The organism is Pseudomonas sp. PSB11 (assembly GCF_014596605.1).
In the GTDB taxonomy this organism is placed as follows: domain Bacteria; phylum Pseudomonadota; class Gammaproteobacteria; order Pseudomonadales; family Pseudomonadaceae; genus Aquipseudomonas; species Aquipseudomonas umsongensis.
In genome coordinates, this window is sequence record NZ_NOIO01000041.1 from 15,034 (window position 1) to 37,227 (window position 22,194).

General features: G+C 59.2%; 22 protein-coding genes. 13 read left to right on the top strand and 9 right to left on the bottom strand.

All coding sequences use genetic code 11. From position 1 onward, the window contains the following. Window positions 1-102: 102 nt before the first annotated feature. The 6 genes from CGA21_RS28345 (at window position 103) to CGA21_RS28370 (ending at window position 7,154) form a co-directional block, all read left to right on the top strand. Window positions 103-996: a LysR family transcriptional regulator gene (locus CGA21_RS28345; protein WP_188265559.1), complete on the top strand. Its 894-nt coding sequence runs from the start codon at window positions 103-105 to the stop codon at window positions 994-996. Window positions 997-1,506: 510 nt separating this feature from the next. After that, window positions 1,507-2,904, top strand: coding sequence for a diguanylate cyclase domain-containing protein (locus CGA21_RS28350; RefSeq protein WP_188265560.1), 1,398 nt, complete (start codon window positions 1,507-1,509; stop codon window positions 2,902-2,904). Beyond that, on the top strand, window positions 2,901-4,229 hold the full coding sequence (locus tag CGA21_RS28355; protein WP_188265561.1) for a glycosyltransferase family 2 protein: 1,329 nt from the start codon (window positions 2,901-2,903) through the stop codon (window positions 4,227-4,229). Before CGA21_RS28350 ends, CGA21_RS28355 begins: the two co-directional genes overlap by 4 nt. 1 nt (window position 4,230) lies before the next feature. Continuing rightward, window positions 4,231-5,073: a hypothetical protein gene (locus CGA21_RS28360; RefSeq protein ID WP_188265562.1), complete on the top strand. Its 843-nt coding sequence runs from the start codon at window positions 4,231-4,233 to the stop codon at window positions 5,071-5,073. Window positions 5,074-5,079: 6 nt separating this feature from the next. After that, window positions 5,080-6,204 carry an HlyD family secretion protein gene (locus CGA21_RS28365; protein ID WP_188265563.1) on the top strand — a complete coding sequence of 375 codons (1,125 nt, stop codon included), beginning with the start codon at window positions 5,080-5,082 and terminating at the stop codon, window positions 6,202-6,204. A gap of 2 nt (window positions 6,205-6,206) precedes the next feature. Beyond that, window positions 6,207-7,154, top strand: coding sequence for an NAD-dependent epimerase/dehydratase family protein (locus CGA21_RS28370; RefSeq protein ID WP_188265567.1), 948 nt, complete (start codon window positions 6,207-6,209; stop codon window positions 7,152-7,154). On the opposite strand, the gene CGA21_RS28375 is transcribed toward CGA21_RS28370, so the two are convergent. Next, entirely contained in the window at window positions 7,126-7,386 is a 261-nt protein-coding gene (locus CGA21_RS28375) for a hypothetical protein (protein WP_110755212.1), read from the bottom strand. The two genes, CGA21_RS28370 and CGA21_RS28375, sit on opposite strands and share 29 nt — an antisense overlap. 436 nt (window positions 7,387-7,822) lie before the next feature. On the opposite strand from CGA21_RS28375, the gene CGA21_RS28380 reads away from it, so the two are divergent. Then, window positions 7,823-8,887, top strand: coding sequence for a hypothetical protein (locus CGA21_RS28380; protein ID WP_188265564.1), 1,065 nt, complete (start codon window positions 7,823-7,825; stop codon window positions 8,885-8,887). A gap of 15 nt (window positions 8,888-8,902) precedes the next feature. After that, window positions 8,903-9,256, top strand: a complete 354-nt coding sequence (locus tag CGA21_RS28385; protein WP_110755210.1) for a DUF1428 domain-containing protein — start codon at window positions 8,903-8,905, stop codon at window positions 9,254-9,256. 14 nt (window positions 9,257-9,270) lie between these two features. Here CGA21_RS28385 and CGA21_RS28390 read toward each other — a convergent pair whose 3' ends face one another. Next, the gene (locus CGA21_RS28390) at window positions 9,271-9,465 is read right to left on the bottom strand and encodes a hypothetical protein (protein ID WP_008063752.1); all 195 of its coding nucleotides are present in this window, start codon (window positions 9,463-9,465) and stop codon (window positions 9,271-9,273) included. 110 nt (window positions 9,466-9,575) lie between these two features. Between CGA21_RS28390 and thpR the strand changes: the two genes are divergently transcribed. After that, a complete protein-coding gene (thpR, locus tag CGA21_RS28395) occupies window positions 9,576-10,115 on the top strand; it encodes an RNA 2',3'-cyclic phosphodiesterase (protein WP_110755209.1) in 540 nt (179 codons plus the stop codon). 148 nt (window positions 10,116-10,263) lie between these two features. Here the strand turns inward: thpR and CGA21_RS28400 are convergent, their stop codons facing one another. The 5 genes from CGA21_RS28400 to CGA21_RS28420 form a co-directional block, all read right to left on the bottom strand. After that, entirely contained in the window at window positions 10,264-11,361 is a 1,098-nt protein-coding gene (locus CGA21_RS28400; RefSeq protein ID WP_110755183.1) for a polyamine ABC transporter substrate-binding protein, read from the bottom strand. Between the two features lie 159 nt (window positions 11,362-11,520). Further along, complete coding sequence (locus CGA21_RS28405) at window positions 11,521-12,405, bottom strand: ABC transporter permease subunit (protein ID WP_110755182.1); 885 nt, start codon at window positions 12,403-12,405, stop codon at window positions 11,521-11,523. Next, entirely contained in the window at window positions 12,402-13,283 is an 882-nt protein-coding gene (locus tag CGA21_RS28410) for an ABC transporter permease subunit (RefSeq protein ID WP_171017102.1), read from the bottom strand. The genes CGA21_RS28405 and CGA21_RS28410 overlap by 4 nt, the downstream gene beginning before the upstream one ends. Before the next feature lie 29 nt (window positions 13,284-13,312). Further along, complete coding sequence (gene potA / locus CGA21_RS28415) at window positions 13,313-14,455, bottom strand: polyamine ABC transporter ATP-binding protein (RefSeq protein WP_110755180.1); 1,143 nt, start codon at window positions 14,453-14,455, stop codon at window positions 13,313-13,315. Between the two features lie 333 nt (window positions 14,456-14,788). Beyond that, window positions 14,789-15,550: a gamma-glutamyl-gamma-aminobutyrate hydrolase family protein gene (locus CGA21_RS28420; protein ID WP_188265565.1), complete on the bottom strand. Its 762-nt coding sequence runs from the start codon at window positions 15,548-15,550 to the stop codon at window positions 14,789-14,791. A gap of 280 nt (window positions 15,551-15,830) precedes the next feature. Here CGA21_RS28420 and CGA21_RS28425 point away from each other — a divergent pair, with 280 nt between their 5' ends. The 4 genes from CGA21_RS28425 to CGA21_RS28440 all read left to right on the top strand — a co-directional run bounded on the left by CGA21_RS28425 (window position 15,831) and on the right by CGA21_RS28440 (window position 21,051). After that, window positions 15,831-17,207, top strand: coding sequence for a glutamine synthetase family protein (locus tag CGA21_RS28425; protein WP_083349274.1), 1,377 nt, complete (start codon window positions 15,831-15,833; stop codon window positions 17,205-17,207). A gap of 190 nt (window positions 17,208-17,397) precedes the next feature. Then, a complete protein-coding gene (locus tag CGA21_RS28430; protein WP_110755178.1) occupies window positions 17,398-18,888 on the top strand; it encodes an aldehyde dehydrogenase in 1,491 nt (496 codons plus the stop codon). A gap of 56 nt (window positions 18,889-18,944) precedes the next feature. Beyond that, entirely contained in the window at window positions 18,945-20,228 is a 1,284-nt protein-coding gene (locus tag CGA21_RS28435; RefSeq protein ID WP_188265566.1) for an NAD(P)/FAD-dependent oxidoreductase, read from the top strand. A 274-nt stretch (window positions 20,229-20,502) separates the two neighbouring features. Further along, complete coding sequence (locus CGA21_RS28440; RefSeq protein ID WP_007895886.1) at window positions 20,503-21,051, top strand: cupin domain-containing protein; 549 nt, start codon at window positions 20,503-20,505, stop codon at window positions 21,049-21,051. Window positions 21,052-21,081: 30 nt separating this feature from the next. On the opposite strand, the gene CGA21_RS28445 is transcribed toward CGA21_RS28440, so the two are convergent. Both CGA21_RS28445 and CGA21_RS28450 read right to left on the bottom strand, forming a co-directional pair. Next, window positions 21,082-21,276: a PLDc N-terminal domain-containing protein gene (locus CGA21_RS28445; RefSeq protein WP_020798446.1), complete on the bottom strand. Its 195-nt coding sequence runs from the start codon at window positions 21,274-21,276 to the stop codon at window positions 21,082-21,084. A 67-nt stretch (window positions 21,277-21,343) separates the two neighbouring features. Next, window positions 21,344-21,769, bottom strand: a complete 426-nt coding sequence (locus CGA21_RS28450; RefSeq protein ID WP_083349273.1) for a hypothetical protein — start codon at window positions 21,767-21,769, stop codon at window positions 21,344-21,346. Window positions 21,770-22,194: the final 425 nt, after the last annotated feature.

A 22,194-nucleotide genomic window follows, 5' to 3' on the forward strand; every position in this document is an offset into this window, starting at 1 on the left:
GAGCTACCAGAAATCTACGCCCAGGCCTAACATGGCGGAAGGCGCACGAATTGCACTTGATACGTGCATACACCGCCATATCTGCCGACCATGAGGCCACGCATGTCCATACCCGATCTCAACTTGCTGATTACCCTCGACGCGCTGCTGGCAGAAGGCAGTGTCGCCCGCGCCGCCAAACGCCTGCGCTTGAGCCCGTCGGCGATGAGCAGGGCGCTGGCGCGATTGCGCGAAACCACCGGCGATCCGCTGCTGGTCAGGGCCGGCCGCGGCCTGGTGCCTACTCCGCGCGCGCTGGAGTTGCGCGACCGGGTCGGTCAGCTTGTGCAGGAGGCAGAAGCGATGCTGCGCCCGGCCGAGCAACCCGACCTCATGCACGTGTCGCGCACCTTCACCTTGCGCACCAGCGAAGGCTTTGTCGAAAACTTCGGCGCCGCCTTGATCGCCCGCGTAGCCGAACAAGCACCGGCCATACGCCTGCGCTTCATGCACAAGCCCGACAAGGACAGCGCTGCACTGCGCGCCGGCACGGTCGATCTGGAAACGGGTGTGGTGGGCCAGGCCGCAAGCCCGGAGCTGCTTACCCAGGGATTGTTCCGCGATCGTTTCATCGGCGTGGTGCGCACGGGGCACCCGCTGTGCGATGGCGAGATAACGCCCGCGCGTTATGCCACGTACAGCCACATCAGCGTGTCACGGCGAGGATTGGACAAGGGGGCGATTGACGAAGCCCTGGAGTTGCTCGGGTTGCAACGGCACATCGCGACCATGGTCGCCGGATTCTCGACGGCGCTGGCGCTTGCCCGATCCAGCGATCTTGTTGCCAGTGTGCCCGAGCGGCACACCACCAATCTGCGGTCCGGCATGCACAGCTTTGCACTGCCAGTGTCACTGCCCCCGTTTTTCCTGGCCATGATCTGGCATCCCCGACTGAATGCCGATCCAGTGCATCGATGGCTGCGTGGCTGTCTGCGGGAAGTTTGTACTTCTGATTGACGACCTATTCACTTGTATTTACCTGATTTGATATTAAAGTAATGGCTGTATCATTGTTGTAACTGTGTGCGGATATGTTTTAGTTTGGTTATATGTCTTGGTTGCGATGATATAAAAAAATTTGAACTTATAAGATTGATTGCGGTATTCATGGGTCGTAGTGTGTTGGGAAGTTTTTCTGAGTAATTGGAAGAGTCTCTCAGTCGCAATTGGGGCGTTTGGAACTATCAATGTTCGATGCTTGCCGGTAGTTTCGATTGATAGGGATTGTTCTTGGTTATAATGTTTAAATTATTGATTTTAAATGTTTTTTATAATAATTGGTTTGTGTTGCAGGCACCGCCTGTCTGATGAATACCGCTTGAGAAATTAACGACGAATGGCGACGAATTTTTGGCGCTGGCCGAGTCAAAAAATAACTTGACTATAAAAACTGACACTTCGCAGATGTGATGCTAGTGTTCCTTCCTCCAATTAACCGCACTTGTCTGTTTGTAGAGGACGTGCGTTATGCCGACTTCAAACCCCAGGGTTGCGATATTCGGTAACAGAGTTCCAAGCTTGAATCTTCCAGAGCTTGAGCACTTTACCGATCTGGGCAGCTTGCTGGCTGCCGAAGCATTTGATGTGGTGCTGCTGGACATGCCAGCCGCGTATGCTGGCAAAGTGCTACGAAAATTGCGCACGCTTGCCCCTTACCGCTACACGCTGATTTTCTGCTGCCGTGATCAGGATGGCTGGTGTGAAGCCTTGGGCGATGGCGCGTGTCCCGTTGAAACCAGCGAAATAAAAAGGCTCTGGAGCGTGTGGCAGGAACGCTTCAGGCTGTTCGAACAAGGCTCGGCCCCCGAACGTTTTGAAAGCCGGGTGCTTTCCTGGCTGTGGTTGCGCGAAGGCGCTCAGTTGCTTGCCTTACGCGATCCGGAGGTGCCTCAACACTATCGTTATCCGTTGCTGGACGCCTTGGCAGACAGCGAGCAGGTCAACGCGTTCGTCTGGCTCAGCCTGATGGTGCAACAGGACTGGCTGGAAGAGGGGGTTCTGGTGGATCGCGTCCGGCTCTGTTCGGATTGTGGTTCGGGCCGCCTCAATTACATTGATGTGTGTACCGAATGTCACGCCATGGACATTGCACGGCAACCTTCATTGCATTGTTTTACCTGTGGTCATGTTGGCGCACAGGAGTCATTTCTCAAGGACGGGGTGTTGCTGTGCCCCAACTGTTTGAATCGGCTGCGCCACATTGGTAGCGATTACGACCGCCCGATGGAGAATTATCGTTGCCGGTCGTGTCAGGCTTTTTTTGTCGATGCCGAGGTGCAGGCGCGCTGCCTGGATTGCGGCCTGTCACACACACCCGACAAGTTGCGCATACGGGAAGTCAGGGATTTTCGCCTGTCCGAGGCCGGGCGATTCCGCTGCCGCCAGGAGTTCAGTGAAAAATCTGTTGAGCATTTCGGCCAGCTCAACCTCTTGGGAGGCAAGGATTTCTATAATCTGCTGACCTGGCAGATGCAGATCGTGCGTCGCCACCCGGTGCCTGAGTTTTCACTGATCGGCCTGCGCTTCGTCAACCTGGCCGGTGCGCTGTCGCACCTGGGCGAACAACGTGGCCATGCCTTTATAGATAGCGTGGCCGATCGATTGAAGGAATCTGTCAGGGAAACGGACCGTTGCTCGCGCAGTACCGAAGAATTCTTCTGGATCATGCTTCCCCATACCGACGAGAAGGGCCTGGAAACCGTCAAACAGCGTCTGGGCAGGGTCGCGGAGCTGTTTTCGGCGCCGGAGGTTAGCGACATTACCCTGCGCGTCATCAGCATCACCGCACCTCAGGATATTCTCGATCAAGAAGATGGCGAACTCTTGCTGGCACGCATGGCCGGTGAGTTGGGTGATACACCATGAGCCCTTTCCTGGAGCAACTGATGGGGGCACTGAGCGCGCTCTCGGGGCCGGACGGAATGAGTCGTCTGTTCTACATGCTTTTTCCAGCGTTTCTGATCTTCGAATTACCCATGATGATCATCGTGATGCTGGGGGTGTTGCGCTGGTTCACCCGTCGGCGCACCAGCGTGCCGAAGATCAGTGTTTATCGGCCCAAGGTCTCTTGCATCATTACTTGCTATAGCGAAGGCATGGACGTTCAGACCACGCTGTTGAGCCTGTGCGAACAAACCTATGGTGGCCACATCGAGATGATCCCGGTGGTGGATGGGGCCACGGTTAATCAAGCGACGCTCAATGCCGTGCGCAGTTTCAAGGTAGACCCGCAGTTGTACCCCAAGCGTCATTTACGCCCGATCGCCAAGTGGCAGCGGGGTGGTCGGGTGTCGTCCCTGAACGCCGGCCTGTCGCTTGCAGGCGGCGAAATCGTGATGGCGCTCGATGGCGATACATCCTTCGACAACAACATGGTCGCCTCCATCGTGCGGCATTTCGAGGACCCTAAGGTGCCTGCGGTAGCCGGTAGCCTGCGGGTGCGCAATGTCTGGGGATCCTGGGTGACAGCGATGCAGGCGCTGGAGTATCTGCTGTCGATTCATATGTCGAAGATCGGTCTGGCCGAATGGAACCTGGTCAATAACGTTTCCGGGGCCTTTGGCGCGTTCCGGCGCAGTTTCCTGGTGAAGATCGGTGGCTGGAACACTCACACCGCCGAGGATCTGGACCTGACGTTGCGCATCAAGAGTTACTTCAAGCGGCATGACCTGAGGATTCCGTTCGAGCCCGAAGCGGTAGGGCATACCGATGCACCGGCGACGCTGAGCCAGTTTCTGATGCAGCGCTTGCGCTGGGACGGCGACCTGTTTTTTCTCTATATCAGAAAGCACAACCACAATATCAACCCCACATTATTGGGTTGGCGCACCTTTCTGATGATTCTGCTCACCGGCTTCTTCTTTCAGCTGGTGCTGCCGTTCATCATCTTCATTTACACCCTGCTGGCGCTGTTCATTCTGCCGGGCAAGACGCTGTTGTTTCTGTTCGCGCTGATCTATCTGCTGTATCTGTTGATCACCCTGTTGATGTTCACGGCGATGTTGGTGATGGTGTCGGACCGGCCTCGACAAGACATGGTGCTGGGGCTGCTGGTGCCGTTCTTTCCGTTGTTCATGCTGCTCCTGCGGTGCTGGAGCGTGGTGGCCATGCTTAACGAGATACTGCGTCGCGGCCATGAAGAGAGCTCGATGGCACCGTGGTGGGTGCTCAGGCGCGCCACGAGGTTTTGACATGCGAACCTTACTCCTGGCCCTGACGCTGTGGATGCCCCCTATGATGCTGGCGGTACTGCCCATGACGCTTGAAGCGGCGCAATCGCAAAAGTGGTCCCAGGCCAGCTATGTCTGGGACAGCGAGGCGTTGCTCGATCCCGGGCAACGGGCGGGTGAACTGGGTGCACTGCGCAAGGCGGGGATGGACAAGATCTATCTTGGCCTCAAGGGCACCCAGATCAAGGACCTGGCCGCGACGCGCCAACGCCTGGAGCAGTTGCTGCCGGAGGCGGCCAACCAAGGCATACAAGTGAGTCTGTTACTCGGCGACCCGGAGTGGCTCAAGCCGCAGGAACGCCATCAACTCACCGATTTGCTGGGCAAGTTCAAGGGACTGCCCTTCAGCAGTCTGCACCTGGACCTGGAAGTCGAGCAACTGGGCGTGCCGGTACCCGATCAGCGCTTGCAGGACCTGCTCGACACGTTGCGCTTGGCTTCCCGGGAGAGCCCATGGCCGGTCGAGATTTCCAGCCATCATCGCTGGTTCGCGGTCACCAAGGCCGGACAGACCTGCGTGCCATGCGGGCTGCCTGACGCTGGCGTACGTCAGGTCAGCCTGATGATCTACACCCGCAACCCGAAAAACAGCGCTCGGATGGCAGAGCAGATTGCCCGGCGCTGGCCCGAACTGCAATTTCGCCTCGCCCAAAGCACAGAGCCGCAACTGGATGCCACGGAATCCTGGGCCGGCGCGTCGACCGAACAGTTGCAACACCAGAGCAATGTCTGGCGTGAGCAACTGCAACCCCTGGGGATTGCCGGCATCGACTGGCAAGCCTGGCGAGACTTTCCAAAACGGTGAGCCGTCATGAAGATTCGTTTCGATAGTCGTAAAGAATTGAGTCCGACTCAGGAGCAGGGTTTGACCGTACTCTACGCGCCGGGCAAACGCATGGCGTTCCGCGTGCGCTGGTACCTGATCCTGCTGTTGGTCGCCAGCCCGTTGATCTGGCTAGGTGGCAAGTTGGCCTACGGCATGCTGATGATCGATGCGCCGGCGCAGTTGCGCCTGCCGATTCTTGAGGTGCGTGCGCGTGATACCGGTCGGGTCGAGCAACTGTTCGTCAAGGCCGGTGATCAGGTCCGGGCTGACCAGCCCCTGGTGAATCTCGACAACCCGGAATGGCGCGCCAGGCTATCGCAACTGGCCGCCATGCCGACCAATACCAAGCCTGCGCTCAATACCAAATTGGGCGGCAGTGAACGGGCATTGCTGCAGACCCGCATAGGCCGCGCGCAGGAGCGGGTGAAGGTGCTCGAAGACCTGGTTTATCGAGGTGCCGTGTCTCCCGGTGAAGTGTTGACGGCCAAATCCGAACTCGACGGTTTCAGGGCGGACCTGCTGGCATTCGAGCGCCGTGAACAATTGGCTAACCAGGCGCCGTTGAGCGTTGAGCGCGATGTTATCCAACAGCAGGCCGAGCAACAGTGGTTGAAGACTCGCCTTGCCGCGCTACCGATCAACGCCGCGCAAAGTGGACGCGTGGCGGAAGTACTGGTCAATCCCGGCGAGAACGTCGGTGCTGGCACATTGCTGATGCGCATCGAGCGACTGGAAGACCCGCTGCTGTGGATTTATCTGGAACCGTTGAACATCAGCTACGCCGCTATTGGTCAACCGCTGCGGGTACGCATGCCGGACGGCGAGTGGTTGAGCGCTCATGTGGTCCAGGCAGTCGACAGCGCCGGTCGCACGCCAACAGTATTGCGCGGGCCGTTCGCTGCCAGCGAAATGGGCTTGCAGGTCGCCGCGCGGTTTGATCAGCCGCTGTCGCCTCGTTGGCGCATTGATCAATTGCCGTTGAATGTTCGTTTTCCCACTGACTGGCCACAACTGCTCAGTGACAGCCGTGAGTTCATCAACCAATTAGGGGACTTGATTGCAATGGATCGACCACAAAACCCCAGCATCCGCGTATCGGAGGCTCAATAATGATGACTGCTGAGCGAATTCTGGTTACCGGTGGCGCCGGCTTCATCGGCTCGCACCTTGTCGAAGCCCTGCTCGAACACGGTTACAGCGTTCGGGTCCTGGACGATCTTTCCACCGGAAAATTATCCAATTTGCCGATTGATCGTTGTCATCTGACGTTGGTCGTGGGCGACGTCGCCGATGCGCCGACGGTGGCGCGCGCCATGAAAGACTGTACCGCGGTGGTCCACCTGGCGGCGGTGGCGTCGGTGCAGGCCTCGGTCGACGACCCGATCGCCACGCACCAGAGCAACTTCGTCGGCACGCTCAATATCTGTGAAGCCATGCGCGAGGCGGGTATAAAACGAGTGGTCTACGCCTCCAGCGCGGCGATTTACGGCAACAACGGCGAAGGCACCGCGATCAATGAAGACACGCCAAAAAATCCCCTGACGCCCTATGCCGCCGACAAGCTGGCCAGCGAACACTTCCTTGATTTCTATCGACGCCAACACGGACTGGAACCGATCATCCTGCGCTTCTTCAATATTTATGGACCGCGCCAGGATCCTTCGTCGCCTTATTCCGGCGTCATCAGTATTTTCAGCGAACGGGCACAAAAAAAACTCCCCATCACCGTTTATGGTGATGGAGAGCAAACAAGGGACTTCGTCTATGTCAATGATCTGGTCAAGATCCTGGTACAGGCGGTCACTGAATCAAAACCGCGTAATGAACCGATCAATGTCGGGTTTAACCGCTCCACCAGCTTGAACGATCTGGCGACGATGCTGGGCGAACTGCTGGGTTGGCCGCTTTCGCTGACCTACGATGCGCCGCGATCCGGTGACATCAGGCACTCGCGCGCCGAAAACAGTCGATTGCTGAGGCATTTTTCGTTGGAAAAGCCGACCTGTTTTGCCGAGGGGCTGGGTCAGCTTCTCAGAAGTATTGATGCCGGCGGGCGCTAGAGGCGACTTCGGTTGCCAGCAGGTGCTCGGCCAATACGTCATTGAGAAAGCGGAACTGATCGTTGAGACCGATGACTTCGTTATTGAAGTGATGACCGGCTGCCGGAATCAGCAGTGCCTCGAATTTTTCGTCGAACATCAGGGTCAATACCTTACGAGACTCGAATTGCTGCGAGTAGTAGTTGTTGCCGAACACCGGAAAGCTCACGGCCAAGGTGACGTTGGTGATCATGACGTGCGCTCCTCAGAGAGAAAGAACCAGCCGAATACGCTTAACGTGAAGGCCGTCAGGGCCAGGCAGGTCAGGAGATGGATCAGCATGGTTCTACCCTCCGCTACAGGGTTTTGTGTTGGGTTGAAGTTGATCCTACGCTGACGGTCGGCTGGCGGAAGGCAATCGTGGCGATGGTGAATATCGATGGGAGTGATGGTCTGACGTTGTGGGTGTTTCTGAAGGCCCCATAGCGGGCAAGCCCGCTCCTACAGGGGATTGGGTTGGAACACGATTGTTGTGTACACCTGTAACCATTGTGGGAGCGGGCTTGCCCGCGATGGCGGCCTCAAGAGCACCATCAATTCTGAGCGGCTAACCGCCGCCACCTATACTCAAACCAGGGGCCTCAGAGCGCCGAACCTCCCGTTCGGCTCACACTTCAGGAGCCGCGATCTTGAACCTTCGTTCGCTGATCGTCGCCGTGCTGGTAGTGTTGGCGGGATGCGTCACGGCTCCGCCTGCGCCGGTGGAGGTGCCGCAAATCATGATTTCTCCAAGCACCTGGCAGCAGGTGGATCGGGAGATTATCGATGCGTCGCAGTCGGCCACCGAACAGGCCAAAATCTACGCCCACGGCGCCATGGATTACTGGCGCACCCGGGTATATCAGCTGACCGAAGAAAACTTCATCCCCTGGTTCAGCAGTTACTGGACCCAGGAATGGTTATCGATGAAGGTCAGTTGGTACACCATCAGTGCCAAGGGCGAGCAGGATGCCACGGAGAAACGCCTGGCAGCGTATCTGCTGGAGAAGTACCAGGAAAAGGTGCTGGCTCCGGCGGCGCTTGAAGTGGATCCGGATGCGATTCTCACCCTGGCAGCGGCGTTCTACCTGGACATAATGAAGGAAGAACTGCAGAAAATTTCCCAGCGTCATGGCGTGCCGATGGCTCAGCTCAATGGTCGCATCCGCAAAATTCCCGCGATTGCCCTCGGGCCGCCACCCGCCAGGGACGCCTCGCTGTTCCAGGTGGTGCACGCTGAGCAGTTGAGCGCGTTGCCGGCGTACGCCGCGCTGGTCGACAAGGTCCACAAAGCCGGTGGCGACAAGGGTGTAGGCTCGACGGACACTGCCATGGCACCGGTAGCCAAGCGCGCCAGTCAACGCATTGAAGCCGAGATGGCCCCGCGCGGGGCGGCCAGCGCGGTTGCGGCGGCAGCGGGCAAGTTGGCCGGCGCGTTGATTTCCGTCGGCGTTGCGGGCGTTCGGGCGATCATCCAGGCCAACGACCGACCGGACAGCGAAGCGTTGATCCGCAGCAGCCTGGGCAACACATTCGACAAGGCCTGGACCAAGCTGCTGCAGAACCCGACCACCGGCGTGATGGCAGGCACCTTGTACATGGCCTCGCAGATAGAGGGGAGCCTGGCGCAAAGCGCCCAACCGTCGGTCGGTACGGACCCAGGGTCTGTCGATTGGAGCCCGACCCAGTCGACTAATCAACAGATCAACCCATGACCCAAGGAGAATCTCATGTCCTATGTTGATGGCTTTGTCATTGCCGTACCCACTGCCAACCGCGAAAAATTCCGCAAGCACGCCGAGATGGCCGCTGCCATTTTCATCGAGAACGGCGCGCTCAGCCTCGCCGAGTGCTGGGGCGACGACGTGCCTGACGGCAAGGTGACCTCGTTTCCCATGGCGGTGAAACTAAAAGAGGACGAAACCGTGGTGTTTTCCTGGATCGTCTGGCCGGACAAGCCCACGCGCGACGCCGGGATGGCGAAACTGATGAGCGATCCGCGGGTGCAACCGGACGTCAATCCCATGCCATTCGACGGTCAAAGGATGATTTTCGGCGGTTTCGAAATGATCGTGAAGGCTTGATCCGAACCGCTGGCTCACTCCGCCGCCGGGGTGATCCGGCAACTCTTGCGGTTGCGGATTTCGTCATCGGTCGGTCGCTCGCGGACAAACTCGAAACGCGGCTCGCCTTCGCTGTAATGCACCAGCCAGCCCCATTCCAGCTTGAGCTCGTCCTGACCGGGTTCAGGGGGCTTGGCCCACCAGGGTTCCTTACTGAGGATCTGTCGCATGCTTCCCTCCGGTTGGTTCGCTTGCATCAACTATAACGTGCATGCCGGCAGACGCCAGAAGCGGCCTTGCAGGTTGTAGACTCAGGTTATTTCCGGCAGAGATATCTGGCATGAATGACGAAACCCATGAGCCGTTCAAGCGCTTGTTTTTCGCGCTCGGCTGCGCGCCGGCGCAACGCAAGGCCATCGCCCAGTGGCGCAGCGCCTTGCAACTGCGCAGCGGGCGTGCGGTGCCGGTCGAGAACTTTCATTTGACCTTGAAGTTTCTGGGGGCGGTCGCGATCGCGCAGATTGCCGATATCTGCACGGCTGCCGCGTCTGTGCGAACGCCGGGCGAACGCTTGACCGTGGAGCTCGATCGACTGGATGTCTGGCGCAGGGCAGGGGTCTTGGTGTTGGCACCCGGGCAGGCATCGCCCGCGTTGTTGCGGCTGGTGTATGACCTGGAGCAGGCCATGTTGCCCTTTGGCCTGGAAGATGCGCCACGGGAATTTCGCCCGCATTTGACCCTGGCGCGTGACTATCGGGCGCCGGTGCCGGAGTCCGCCACGCCACCCGAGTTTGTCCTGCGTGCTGATCGCTTTGCGTTGTTCGAATCGCACAAGGGCCGCTATCGGGCGTTGGCCGAGTGGCCGTTGGGCGGTGTTTGATCCAAAAAAAAGGCGCCCGAGGGCGCCAAACTTCACCTTAACCGAGGAGCCAGGTGAGGGATGCAGCGGTGGTAAGGCGCTGCATGAATGTAATGGTGCTGCGATGTGATCGTTCCCACGCAGCGCGTGGGAACGATCCTCAGTAGGGTTACTGGCCGAGTTTCACCTTGGTCCAACCCCGGGTCATGATCCGCTGTACCGCAATCGGCTGGTCAGGAATGGCATACAAGGTTGCCATCACCGCTTCGGGCGGATACGAGCCCGGCTCATTGCGAATCGCCTCATCCACCAACGGCGTTGCGGCCGCATTGGCGTTGCTGTAGCCGATGTTGTTGGTGATCTCGGCAATGATGTCCGGGCGCATCAGGAAGTTCATGAACAGGTAGGCGTTCTCGACGTTGGCGGCATCGCGCGGGATGGCGACCATGTCGTAGAAACTGCCGGCGCCTTCTTTCGGGATGCTGTAGTCGATCTTCACCTTGTCCCCGGCTTCCTGGGCGCGAGCCTTGGCCTGCAGCACATCGCCGGAGTAACCGACGGCCACGCAGATGTTGCCGTTGGCCAGGTCCGAGATGTACTTCGAGGAATGGAAGTACGCCACCGATGGGCGGATTTTCATGAACAGTGCTTCGGCTTCGGCGATGTGCGCCTTGTCCTTGTCGTTCACCGGGTAGCCCAGGTAGTGCAGGGCGGCCGGGATCATCTCCGTGGGCGAGTCGAGGAAACTGATGCCGCAGGCTTTGAGTTTTTCAGCATTTTCCGGTTTGAACAGCAGGTCCCAGGAGTTGGTCGGGGCGTTGGCGCCAAGCACTTCCTTGACCTTCTGCGGGTTGAAACCGATGCCGATCGAGCCCCACATGTACGGGAAGGCATGGGCGTTGTCCGGGTCGCTGGCGGAGGCGTTTTTCAGCAGCACCGGATTGAGGTTCTGCCAGTTGGGCAGCTTCGACTTGTCCAGCTCCTGATAGACCCCGGCCTTGATCTGCTTGGCCAGGAAACTGTTGGACGGCACGACGATGTCGTAGCCGGACTTACCCGCCAGCAGGCGAGCTTCAAGGGTTTCGTTACTGTCGAAGACATCGTAGGTCACGCGGATGCCGGTCTCGTCTTCGAACTTCTTGACGGTGTCCGGGGCAATGTAATCCGACCAGTTATAGACGCGCAGAACCTTGTCATTGGCCTGGGCGCCCGAGGCGATCGCGCCCAATAAGGACAGTGTCAGCAGAGTCCTGCCAAACATTTTCATCGGTACAACTCCATATCTTTTCTTATTCAAATCCTTGTAGGAGCGAGCCTGCTCCGGGCGGCGTTCCGACGAAAAACTCAAGGACGCCGCGTTGATTCAGGTTTCCCGCGACATCGTTGACGTCCATCGCGAGCATGCTCGCTCCTACAGGGGGTGGTGCTAGGCCGTTGCTCCGACCATTGGCTTTTTCGGTTGTTGCCAGGATTCGCTGGCGGTCTGGTCCATCGCTTCCTGGATCGCCCGTTTACGGCTGGCTTCGGCACGACGGCTGAAGTACCAGACCATGAAGGTCACGATCGACACGGCCAACAGGATCAGGCTGGCCACGGCATTGATCTCCGGCTTCACGCCCAGGCGCACCGCCGAGAACACTTCCATCGGCAGGGTGGTGGAACCCGGGCCCGAGACGAAGCTTGCCAATACCAGGTCATCCAGCGACAGGGCAAACGACATCATGCCGCCGGCCGCCAGTGACGGCGCGATCATCGGGATGGTGATCAGGAAAAACACCTTGAACGGTTTCGCACCCAGGTCCATGGCCGCTTCCTCGATGGACAGGTCCAGCTCGCGAAGGCGCGCGGAGACTACCACTGCAACGTAGGCGGCACAAAACGTGGTGTGGGCGATCCAGATCGTGACGATGCCACGCTCCATCGGCCAGCCGATCAACTGCGCCATCGCCACGAACAGCAGCAACAACGACAGACCGGTGATCACTTCCGGCATCACCAGCGGCGCGGTCACCAGGCCACCGAACAGCGTGCGGCCCTTGAAGCGCGTGACGCGGGTCAGCACGAATGCTGCCAATGTCCCCAGCGCCACCGCTGCAATCGCGGTGTAGCAGGCGATTTCCAGCGAACGCACCACCGAGCCCATCAGTTGCGAGTTGTCGAGCAGGCCGGCGTACCATTTGAACGACCAGCCACCCCACACCGTCACCAGCTTGGAGGCGTTGAACGAGTAGATCACCAGGATCAGCATCGGCAGGTAGATAAACGACAGGCCGAAAATCAGCATGAACTTTGAAAATCCGAAGCGTTTCATCCCCGTGCCTCCATCTCTTTGGCCTGGCTGCGGTTGAACAGCAGAATCGGCACGATCAGAATCAACAGCATCACCACCGCCAGGGCGGACGCCACCGGCCAGTCGCGGTTATTGAAGAACTCCTGCCACAGCACTCGGCCGATCATCAGGGTCTCGGGACCGCCCAACAGCTCCGGAATCACGAACTCACCGACCACCGGAATGAACACCAGCATGCACCCGGCGATGATGCCGTTCTTGGCCAACGGCACGGTGATTTTCCAGAAGCTGTTGAAGGTGCTCGAACCCAAATCCGATGCCGCTTCCAGCAGGCTCTGGTCGTGTTTGACCAGGTTGGCGTACAGCGGCAGGATCATGAACGGCAGGTAAGCGTAAACGACCCCTATATAGACGGCGGTGTTGGTGTTGAGGATCTCGATCGGGTGATCGGTCAGCCCGGTCCACATCAAAAAGCCGTTGAGCAGGCCGTTGTTGCTGAGGATGCCCATCCACGCATAAACGCGGATCAGGATCGCGGTCCAGGTCGGCATCATAATCAGCAGCATCAGCACGTTCTGTGCTTCCTTGCTTGCCTTGGTAATGGCATAGGCCATCGGAAAACCGATCACCAGGCACATCAGCGTACTGAACAGCGCAACCTTCAACGAACCCAGGTAAGCCGAGAGGTACAGCTCATCTTCGCCCAGCAACGTGTAGTTGCCGATGTTGAGCAGCAGATTGAATTTCTGCTCGGCGTAAGTGTAGATCTCCGAGTAGGGCGGAATGGCCAGGGCTGCTTCCGAGAAGCTGATCTTCATCACCAGGAAAAACGGCAGCATGAAGAACAGGCACAGCCACAGGAACGGGATGCCGATGACCAGTTTTCGTCCGCTGGGCACCAGGCGCAGGAATTGCTGATTGAAGGTTCTCATGCGCGCAGTACCACGCCGCTGTCGTCTTCCCACCACACGTAGACCTGATCGTCCCAGGTCGGACGTGCGCCACGGCGTTCGGCGTTGGCCATGAACGATTGCACGACCTTGCCACCAGGCAGCTTGACGTAGAACACCGAGTGGCCGCCGAGGTAGGCGATGTCATGCACGGTGCCGCTGGACCAGTTGTAGCGGGTGTCGGGCTTGGTGGTGCTGACCAGCAGTTTTTCCGGGCGAATGGCGTAGGTGATCGACTTGTCCTGCACCGAGGTGCTGACGCCGTGACCGACGTAGATCTTCTGCTCCAGATCCGTGCTGTGAATGATCGCGTGACCTTCCAGGTCTTCCACCACGGTGCCTTCGAAGGCGTTCACGTTGCCGATGAATTCGCAGACCATGCGGCTGACTGGCGCTTCATAGATGTCCACCGGGCTGCCGATCTGGGCGATCCAGCCCAGGTGCATGATCGCAATACGCTGGGCCATGGTCATGGCTTCTTCCTGGTCGTGGGTCACCATGACGCAGGTCACGCCGACGCGCTCGATGATCTCGACCAGCTCCAGCTGCATTTGTGAGCGCAGTTTTTTGTCCAGCGCACCCATCGGTTCGTCGAGCAGCAACAGCTTTGGACGTTTGGCCAGGGAGCGGGCCAATGCCACGCGCTGACGCTGACCGCCGGACAACTGATGCGGCTTGCGCCTGGCGTACTGGGTCATGTGCACCAGGCGCAGCATTTCTTCGACGCGGGCATCGATTTCACTGGCGGGCAACCGGTCCTGCTTGAGGCCGAAGGCGATGTTCTGCGCCACGGTCATGTGCGGGAACAGGGCATAGGACTGGAACATCATGTTGATCGGCCGCTCGTACGGCGGCATGTCGGTGATGTCCACGCCGTCGAGCAGGATGCGCCCTTCAGTCGGGCGCTCGAAGCCGGCGAGCATGCGCAGCAGCGTCGATTTACCGGAACCGGAACCACCGAGCAGGGCAAAGATTTCACCCTGATGGATTTCCAGGGACACATCGTCCACTGCGGTGGTCTCGTCGAACTTCTTGGTGACGCGGTCGACTTTCACCAACACCTTTTTCGGTGCCTGGTGACCTTCAAGAGCCTTCCTGTAGATGCTGGAGGCGTTTGCCATGTGAAACTCCCAACAGGTTTCGTTCGCCGGGCCAACGCGGCCTGGCTTAATAGTTGATTGCAAACCCGAGCGGTCAGTGGGTCGCGATCCCTGTAGGAGCTGGCGAAGCCTGCGATCTTTTGACTTTGCTTTTCAAAATCAAGATCAAAAGATCGCAGGCTTCGCCAGCTCCTACAGGGGATTGCGCTGGATGCCCCGTCCGGGTTTATCCGGTGCCGCCTTCCTGGCTGCGGTACTTGTTGTTATTGCAGTGTGTTGTTGTCGTGGGCGGCGGGCGCGCAAAGGCTCGCCCGCCACCCACGGGGGCAGTAAATGGATTGATCGATTGTTACGTCAGCGTGCGTTACGCAGCGCCGCCCGTTGTCGGCATGCGTCACCAAACGCCTGGAAAATTTTCAGGTACGGCGGGTTTTCAAGGACCTGCCATTCCGGGTGCCATTGCACGCCGAGGGCAAAGGCCTTGCTGTGCTCCACCGAGACCGCTTCGATCAAGCCGTCCGGCGCGAGTGCTTCGGCGCGCAGGCCGGGCGCGAGTCGGTCGATGCCCTGGCTGTGAATCGAATTGACCTGGAACTGCGGGGGCAGGTCCAGCGCCTGGAACACACCACCGGGCTGCACATCGACGGCGTGCGCCGGTGCGTATTGCACCGCGAGGTCGGGATGGTCGGCTTCACGATGATCGAGCAAGCCGGGCAGTTCATGGACCTTCTGATGCAGGCTGCCACCGAACGCCACGTTCATCTCCTGAAAGCCGCGGCAGATGCCGAGCACCGGAACGCCGGCGGCAATCGCCGCGCGAATCAGGGGGAGGGTGGTTTGATCCCGCTGGGGATCGTGTTCGGTGCCGGGAGCGCTGGCGGGGCCTTGATAGTGGAAGGGCTCCACATTCGACGGCGAGCCGGTCAGCAACAGACCGTCGAGCTGCGGTAGCAGGTCTTCGATTTCGGTCAGGTCGCCCAGGGAAGGAATGACCACGGGCAGCCCCAGCGCGGCAACGCTGACAGCACGCAAGTACTTGTCACCGCTGATGTGGTAGGGGTGCAGGCCAATCTGTTTGACGCATGCAGTAACGCCGATCAATGGCTTGAATGCCATTTTTATCACCTCGAAGTTTCACACTTGAACGAGCTTTTCCGGAGCTTAGCCTTGTTGATTTTAATTAACAACTCTCATGTAAAAAATTCTAAACGCCGCACGTCTGAAGACGAGGATTTACGCGTGTTTCAAGGATGATCTGGCACTCTCGTGCCTCTGAGAGGCCCGAAAATAAACGCTTAAAGGCTGAGTGTTCGCTATTGACTTCACTTTGCCTTTCGGATTGACTGGCTACGTGAAAGGGCGGTGAACATAATAATTAACAGCTAATAGGTGCATCATGTCGGTCCCTCTGCGTACCGTTCAACTCAACGAAGCAAACGCATTCCTTAAGAAATATCCTGAGGTTTTGTACGTCGACCTTCTGATTGCGGATATGAACGGTGTGGTGCGCGGCAAGCGCATCGAACGCACCAGTCTTCATAAGGTTTACGAGAAAGGCATCAACCTGCCGGCGTCCCTGTTTGCGCTGGACATCAATGGCTCCACGGTGGAAAGCACCGGCCTGGGCCTGGACATTGGCGACTCCGACCGGATCTGCTATCCGATCCCTGGCACCCTGAGCATCGAGCCATGGCAGAAGCGCCCAACCGCGCAACTGCTGATGACCATGCACGAACTCGAAGGCCAGCCGTTCTTCGCCGACCCGCGCGAAGTGTTGGCTAATGTGGTGCGCAAGTTCGACGACATGGGCCTGACCATCTGCGCCGCGTTCGAACTGGAGTTCTACCTGATCGACCAGGACAACGTGAACGGTCGTCCACAGTCGCCGCGTTCGCCGGTGTCCGGCAAGCGTCCGATGTCGACCCAGGTGTACCTGATCGACGACCTCGACGAATACGTCGACTGCCTGCAGGACATCCTCGAAGGCGCGAAAGAGCAGGGCATCCCGGCTGACGCCATTGTCAAGGAAAGCGCCCCGGCGCAGTTCGAAGTCAACCTGCACCACGTGGCCGACCCTATAAAGGCCTGCGACTACGCGGTGTTGCTCAAGCGTCTGGTGAAAAACATCGCCTACGACCACGAGATGGACACCACCTTCATGGCCAAGCCGTACCCAGGCCAGGCGGGTAACGGTCTGCACGTGCACATTTCGATTCTCGACAAGGAAGGCAACAACATCTTCGCCAGCGAGGATCCCGAGCAGAACGCCGCGCTGCGTCACGCGATCGGCGGTGTGCTCGAGACCCTGCCAGCGCAGATGGCGTTCCTTTGCCCGAACGTCAACTCTTACCGTCGTTTCGGCGCGCAGTTCTACGTGCCGAACTCTCCGAGCTGGGGCGTCGACAACCGTACCGTAGCGGTTCGCGTACCGACCGGTTCACCGGACGCCGTGCGCATCGAGCACCGCGTGGCCGGTGCCGACGCCAACCCGTACCTGTTGATGGCTTCGGTTCTGGCCGGCGTGCACCACGGCCTGACCAACCAGATCGAACCGGGCGCCCCGGTGGAAGGCAACAGCTACGAGCAGAACGAACAGAGCCTGCCGAACAACCTGCGTGATGCCCTGCGCGAGCTGGACGACAGCGAAGTCATGGCCCGTTATATCGACCCGATGTACATCGACGTGTTCGTGGCGTGCAAGGAAAGCGAGCTGGCCGAGTTCGAGAACTCCATCTCCGACCTTGAGTACAACTGGTACTTGCATACCGTCTGATTCGTCGATGTCGCCTGATGCACAGCCTTCGCTGGCAAGCCAGCTCCTACAGGGTTGTGTGTCGGGCGCGGCATCTATGAACGGCATAGAGCAACTGTAGGAGCGGGCTTGCCAGCGAAGGCGGTCGATCAGTCAGCACCCATCGTCTGACACACCGATATCCAATATTCCCCTGCGTCGAGTCACAACCATGACAATCACTCGCAGCGACTGGGAGCAACGCTTCCAGTCCCTCAACATCGAAAGCCGCGCCTTCATCGACGGCCAATACTGCGCAGCCGCCAGCGGCGCCACGTTCGAATGCATCAGCCCGGTGGACGGTCGTTTCCTGGCGAATGTGGCCAGCACCGACGAAGCCGATGCCAACGCCGCCGTCGCCGTTGCCCGTCGCACCTTCGAATCCGGCGTCTGGGCCAACCTGGCTCCGGCCGAGCGCAAGCGCGTGCTGATCCGCTTCGCCGACTTGATCCTGGCCAACCAGGAAGAGCTCGCGCTGCTCGAAACCCTCGACATGGGCAAGCCGATCAGCGACTCGATGAACGTCGACATTCCGGCGACCGCCAACGCGATTCGCTGGACCGCCGAAGCCATCGACAAGATCTACGACGAAGTCGCTGCCACGCCCCGCGATCAGCTTGGCCTGGTGACGCGCGAACCGGCCGGCGTGGTCGCGGCCATCGTGCCGTGGAACTTCCCGCTGATCATGGCCAGCTGGAAATTCGCCCCGGCCCTGGCGGCAGGTAACTCGTTCATCCTCAAGCCTTCGGAAAAGTCGCCGCTGACGGCCATTCGCATCGCGCAGCTGGCACTGGAAGCGGGCATCCCGAAAGGTGTTTTCAACGTCTTGCCGGGCTACGGTCACACCGTCGGCAAGGCGCTGGCGTTACACATGGACGTCGACGTGCTGGCCTTCACCGGCTCCACGGCGATTGCCAAGCAACTGATGATCTACGCCGGGCAAAGCAACATGAAACGCGTCTGGGCAGAAGCGGGGGGCAAGAGTCCGAACGTGGTGTTTGCCGATGCGCCGGACCTGCGCGCGGCGGCACAAGCGGCAGCCAGCGGCATTGCCTTCAACCAGGGCGAAGTCTGCACCGCCGGTTCGCGCTTGCTGGTGGAGCGTTCGATCCGCGAGCAGTTCATGCCATTGTTGGTGGAAGCCCTGCAAGCCTGGAAGCCGGGGCATGCGCTTGATCCTTCGACCACCGTCGGCGCGGTCGTCGACCAGCGTCAACTGGACAACGTATTGCGCTACATCGATATCGGCAGGGAACAGGGCGCCGAGTTGATCGCGGGCGGCCAGCGCACCCTCGAAGAAACCGGTGGCCTGTATGTGGAGCCGGCGGTTTTCGACGGCGTGACCAACGCCATGACCATCGCCCGGGAAGAAATTTTTGGCCCGGTGCTGTCGGTCATCACCTTCGACACCGCTGAAGAAGCCCTGGCGATCGCCAACGACAGCATCTTCGGCCTGGCCGCCGGCGTGTGGACCAGCAACCTGAGCAAGGCCCACACCTTCGCCCGTGGCCTGCGTGCCGGCAGCGTCTGGGTCAACCAGTACGACGGCGGCGACATGACCGCGCCGTTCGGCGGGTTCAAGCAGTCGGGTAACGGTCGGGACAAATCGCTGCACGCGTTCGACAAGTACACCGAACTCAAGGCGACCTGGATCAAGCTCTAAGACCTATAAAGAAGCGACGGTCACCGGCCTCTTGCCGGTGCCCATCGGAGAAACCTATGAAACAAGCACATGTTAATAGCTACTACGCCGCCACTCGCAACTTCACCGGTGATTTCCCGGTACTGGAAGGGGCGGTGGACTGCGACGTCTGCGTGATCGGCGCCGGCTACACCGGCCTGTCCTCGGCGCTGTTCCTCGCCGAAGCGGGCTATAGCGTCACCGTGCTCGAAGCGGCCAAGGTCGGCTTCGGCGCCAGTGGTCGCAACGGCGGCCAATTGGTCAACTCCTACAGCCGCGACGTCGATGTCATCGAAGAGCGCTACGGCGACAAGACCGCCGAAATCCTCGGCAGCATGATCTTCGAAGGCGCGGACATCATTCGTCAGCGCATACAGCACTACGACATCCAGTGCGACTACCGTCCCGGTGGCATCTTCGCTGCGATGAACAAAAAGCAACTCAAGGGCCTGGCCGAGCAGAAGAAGAGCTGGGAGCGCTACGGCAACAAGAATCTGAAAATGCTCGACGCGGCCGACATCAAGCGCGAAGTGGGTTCCAATGCCTACGTCGGTGGCCTGCTGGACATGCAGGGCGGGCACATTCATCCGCTGAACCTGGCCCTCGGCGAAGCCTCGGCGATCATCGGCCTGGGTGGCAAGATCTACGAGCAATCGGCGGCGGTGGAAATCACCTACGGTGAGCCGATCACCGTGCGCACCGCCAAAGGCGTGGTAAAGGCCAAGTACCTGCTGATCGCCGGTAACGCCTACCTGCCACAGGGCCTCGACAACCGCGTAACCAGCAAGAGCATGCCGTGCGGTTCGCAAATCGTCGTGACCGAGCCGTTGCCGGAAAAAGTTGCCCGCAGCCTGATCACCAACAACTATTGCGTCGAAGACTGCAACTACCTGCTCGATTACTACCGCCTGACCCGCGACAACCGCCTGCTCTACGGCGGCGGCGTGGTCTACGGCGCCCGTGAGCCGGACGACATCGAACAACTGATCCGCCCGAAGATCCTCAAGACCTTCCCGCAGTTGAAGGATGTGAAGATCGACTACCGCTGGACCGGCAATTTCCTGCTGACCATGTCGCGCATGCCGCAATTCGGCCGTATCGAGAAAAACGCCTACTACATGCAAGGCTACAGTGGTCACGGCGTTACGTGCTCGCACCTGGCCGGTAAACTGATCTCGGAAATGATCCGCGGCGACGCCGAGCGGTTTGACGCGTTTGCATCCTTGCCGCACATGCCGATGATCGGCGGGCGCACCTTCTCGGCTCCGTTGACCGCCCTCGGCGCCGTGTACTACTCGCTGCGAGACCGTTTCGGCATCTAGACTTTACCTCACCGGCAGGCACCCCAATCAGGTACTGCCGGCTTTTTACCTGAAACACCCCGTACTCCTGTAGGAGCTGCCGCAGGCTGCGATCGTTTGATCTTGCTTTTGACGATCAAAAGATCAAAAGATCGCAGCCTGCGGCAGCTCCTACAGCAACACCCACAAACGTGATTTAATAGCCGCCTTTAACGTTTCCGGGACCGGAAAACGGCGCGATCTACGCCTGCTCTCCACCCCCATTACCCTTGCGTACCAAGCACATAAGGCTGTCATGGACACGGGCTCACGACTCAAATTAGTACGCGAAAGCTACAAGCTGTCCCAGCGCGAGCTGGCCCGGCGTAGCGGCGTCACCAATGCCACCATTTCCCTGATCGAACAGAATCGCGTCAGTCCTTCCGTCAGCTCGCTGAAAAAGCTGCTTGAAGGCATTCCCATGTCCCTGGCCGACTTCTTCACCTTCGATCAACCGCCACGCGAGCATCAATACGTGTTCCGCGCCAACGAGCAGCCTGACCTCGGCCGCCACGGCCTGCGCCTGCTGCTGATCGGCGCGTCCGTGCCGAGCCGGCAGATGCGACTACTGCGCGAACAATACGCGCCGGGCGCCAGTTCCGGTGAAGAGCCGATCGTGCATTCCGAAGGCGAAGAGTGCGGGCTGGTCACCCGTGGCACCGTCGAGCTGACGGTGGACGGGCAGATCAGCGTGCTCAATGCCGGTGACGGGTACTATTTCCCCACGACATTGCCGCACCGGTTCAGGAACATCGGCGCGGATGAGGCGGAAATCATCAGTGCGAACACCCCGGCGAACTTCTGACGAACCGGCACCAGGACGCCAATCGCCGAATTACGCCTGGGCAACGTGCTTGGGCCCTGCCAGGGCCCACAGTACCAGGCCAATCAATGGCACAAACACGATCAGCACCATCCATACCCCCTTGTTGCTGGCGTTCCCTGCGCTTTTGCGCACCCGGTTGATCGCCCACAATTCAAGCGCCAGCAGCACTGCCGCCGATACGATCCATAGCGTTTCTATTTGCATGAGCCACCTCCTGATAGTCAGTCAGTTAGGTGGCCGTGCAATCGCGGGGTTCATTTAATTTTCGCCGCTACCTGGCTTTCCAGTGTCCGCCACCGGACTCGCAATCGATCCTGGCCTGGTCAATGTGCTGGGCATCGTAGTAATAGGTGGTGACCTTGGCGCTGTCGGGAATGTTCAGTGACGTGCTGTTCTTGTCCTTGCTGGTGGAGTGTGGGTTGGCCAGGGACTCCTGGGTCAGCGTGGCGACGCAGGACGCTTGATAGTGATCGGCGCACTGTTCGACCTTTTTCTTGGTGCTGGCCAGCATGTCCTTGCTCTCATTGCTGCAGGACCAATCGATGGCATTGACCGGCATGCCTTCGTATTCATAACAGCTGTGAGTCTCGACCACGGGAACGGCAGCGCTTTGCGATCGCGTCAGCACGTCACAGCCTTCGGCGGCGGCCAGGCCGGGAATGAGGCTGGCGATCAGGAGCAGAAGTCGACGGTTCATCGGGATTTCCTCTGCAATGGCGCCTTTGCCTGATCGGGAAGTGGCGCCGACAGTGATTTGAAAACGCGATGAGGTACGGGGTTCCCCTGATTTAAAGGGGGCCTGTAGGAGCGAGCATGCTCCGGGCGGCGTTCCGACGTTGGACGTCAACGATAACGCGCCCTGTCTGGATGAACGCGTTGTCTGGACATTTTTCGCGAGCAGGCTCGCTCCTACAGAAGGATGAGTACATCCGCGAAATCAGGTCGGCTGTCAGGCCGCCTCGCTTTCGCGTTTGATCTTGATCTGGCTTTTGATTTTCTTGCCCCCTCACGCCCTGAGCCTGTCCGTCAACCTGTGACGACCTCCATCGGCGCTTCTACCAACGTCGATCCACGCCGCGTCAAAGCCTGCAAGTAAGCCTTTTCGTCATAGAAGGTGCTGGT

Excerpts from the sequence above, each read along its gene's own strand:
- CGA21_RS28345 (WP_188265559.1), top strand. The coding sequence starts at position 103 with ATGTCCATACCCGATCTCAACTTGCTGATTACCCTCGACGCGCTGCTG.
- CGA21_RS28350 (WP_188265560.1), top strand. The coding sequence starts at position 1,507 with ATGCCGACTTCAAACCCCAGGGTTGCGATATTCGGTAACAGAGTTCCA.
- CGA21_RS28355 (WP_188265561.1), top strand. The coding sequence starts at position 2,901 with ATGAGCCCTTTCCTGGAGCAACTGATGGGGGCACTGAGCGCGCTCTCG.
- CGA21_RS28360 (WP_188265562.1), top strand. The coding sequence starts at position 4,231 with ATGCGAACCTTACTCCTGGCCCTGACGCTGTGGATGCCCCCTATGATG.
- CGA21_RS28365 (WP_188265563.1), top strand. The coding sequence starts at position 5,080 with ATGAAGATTCGTTTCGATAGTCGTAAAGAATTGAGTCCGACTCAGGAG.
- CGA21_RS28370 (WP_188265567.1), top strand. The coding sequence starts at position 6,207 with ATGACTGCTGAGCGAATTCTGGTTACCGGTGGCGCCGGCTTCATCGGC.
- CGA21_RS28375 (WP_110755212.1), bottom strand. The coding sequence starts at position 7,386 with ATGATCACCAACGTCACCTTGGCCGTGAGCTTTCCGGTGTTCGGCAAC.
- CGA21_RS28385 (WP_110755210.1), top strand. The coding sequence starts at position 8,903 with ATGTCCTATGTTGATGGCTTTGTCATTGCCGTACCCACTGCCAACCGC.
- CGA21_RS28390 (WP_008063752.1), bottom strand. The coding sequence starts at position 9,465 with ATGCGACAGATCCTCAGTAAGGAACCCTGGTGGGCCAAGCCCCCTGAA.
- thpR (WP_110755209.1), top strand. The coding sequence starts at position 9,576 with ATGAATGACGAAACCCATGAGCCGTTCAAGCGCTTGTTTTTCGCGCTC.
- CGA21_RS28400 (WP_110755183.1), bottom strand. The coding sequence starts at position 11,361 with ATGAAAATGTTTGGCAGGACTCTGCTGACACTGTCCTTATTGGGCGCG.
- CGA21_RS28405 (WP_110755182.1), bottom strand. The coding sequence starts at position 12,405 with ATGAAACGCTTCGGATTTTCAAAGTTCATGCTGATTTTCGGCCTGTCG.
- potA (WP_110755180.1), bottom strand. The coding sequence starts at position 14,455 with ATGGCAAACGCCTCCAGCATCTACAGGAAGGCTCTTGAAGGTCACCAG.
- CGA21_RS28420 (WP_188265565.1), bottom strand. The coding sequence starts at position 15,550 with ATGGCATTCAAGCCATTGATCGGCGTTACTGCATGCGTCAAACAGATT.
- CGA21_RS28425 (WP_083349274.1), top strand. The coding sequence starts at position 15,831 with ATGTCGGTCCCTCTGCGTACCGTTCAACTCAACGAAGCAAACGCATTC.
- CGA21_RS28430 (WP_110755178.1), top strand. The coding sequence starts at position 17,398 with ATGACAATCACTCGCAGCGACTGGGAGCAACGCTTCCAGTCCCTCAAC.
- CGA21_RS28435 (WP_188265566.1), top strand. The coding sequence starts at position 18,945 with ATGAAACAAGCACATGTTAATAGCTACTACGCCGCCACTCGCAACTTC.
- CGA21_RS28440 (WP_007895886.1), top strand. The coding sequence starts at position 20,503 with ATGGACACGGGCTCACGACTCAAATTAGTACGCGAAAGCTACAAGCTG.
- CGA21_RS28445 (WP_020798446.1), bottom strand. The coding sequence starts at position 21,276 with ATGCAAATAGAAACGCTATGGATCGTATCGGCGGCAGTGCTGCTGGCG.
- CGA21_RS28450 (WP_083349273.1), bottom strand. The coding sequence starts at position 21,769 with ATGAACCGTCGACTTCTGCTCCTGATCGCCAGCCTCATTCCCGGCCTG.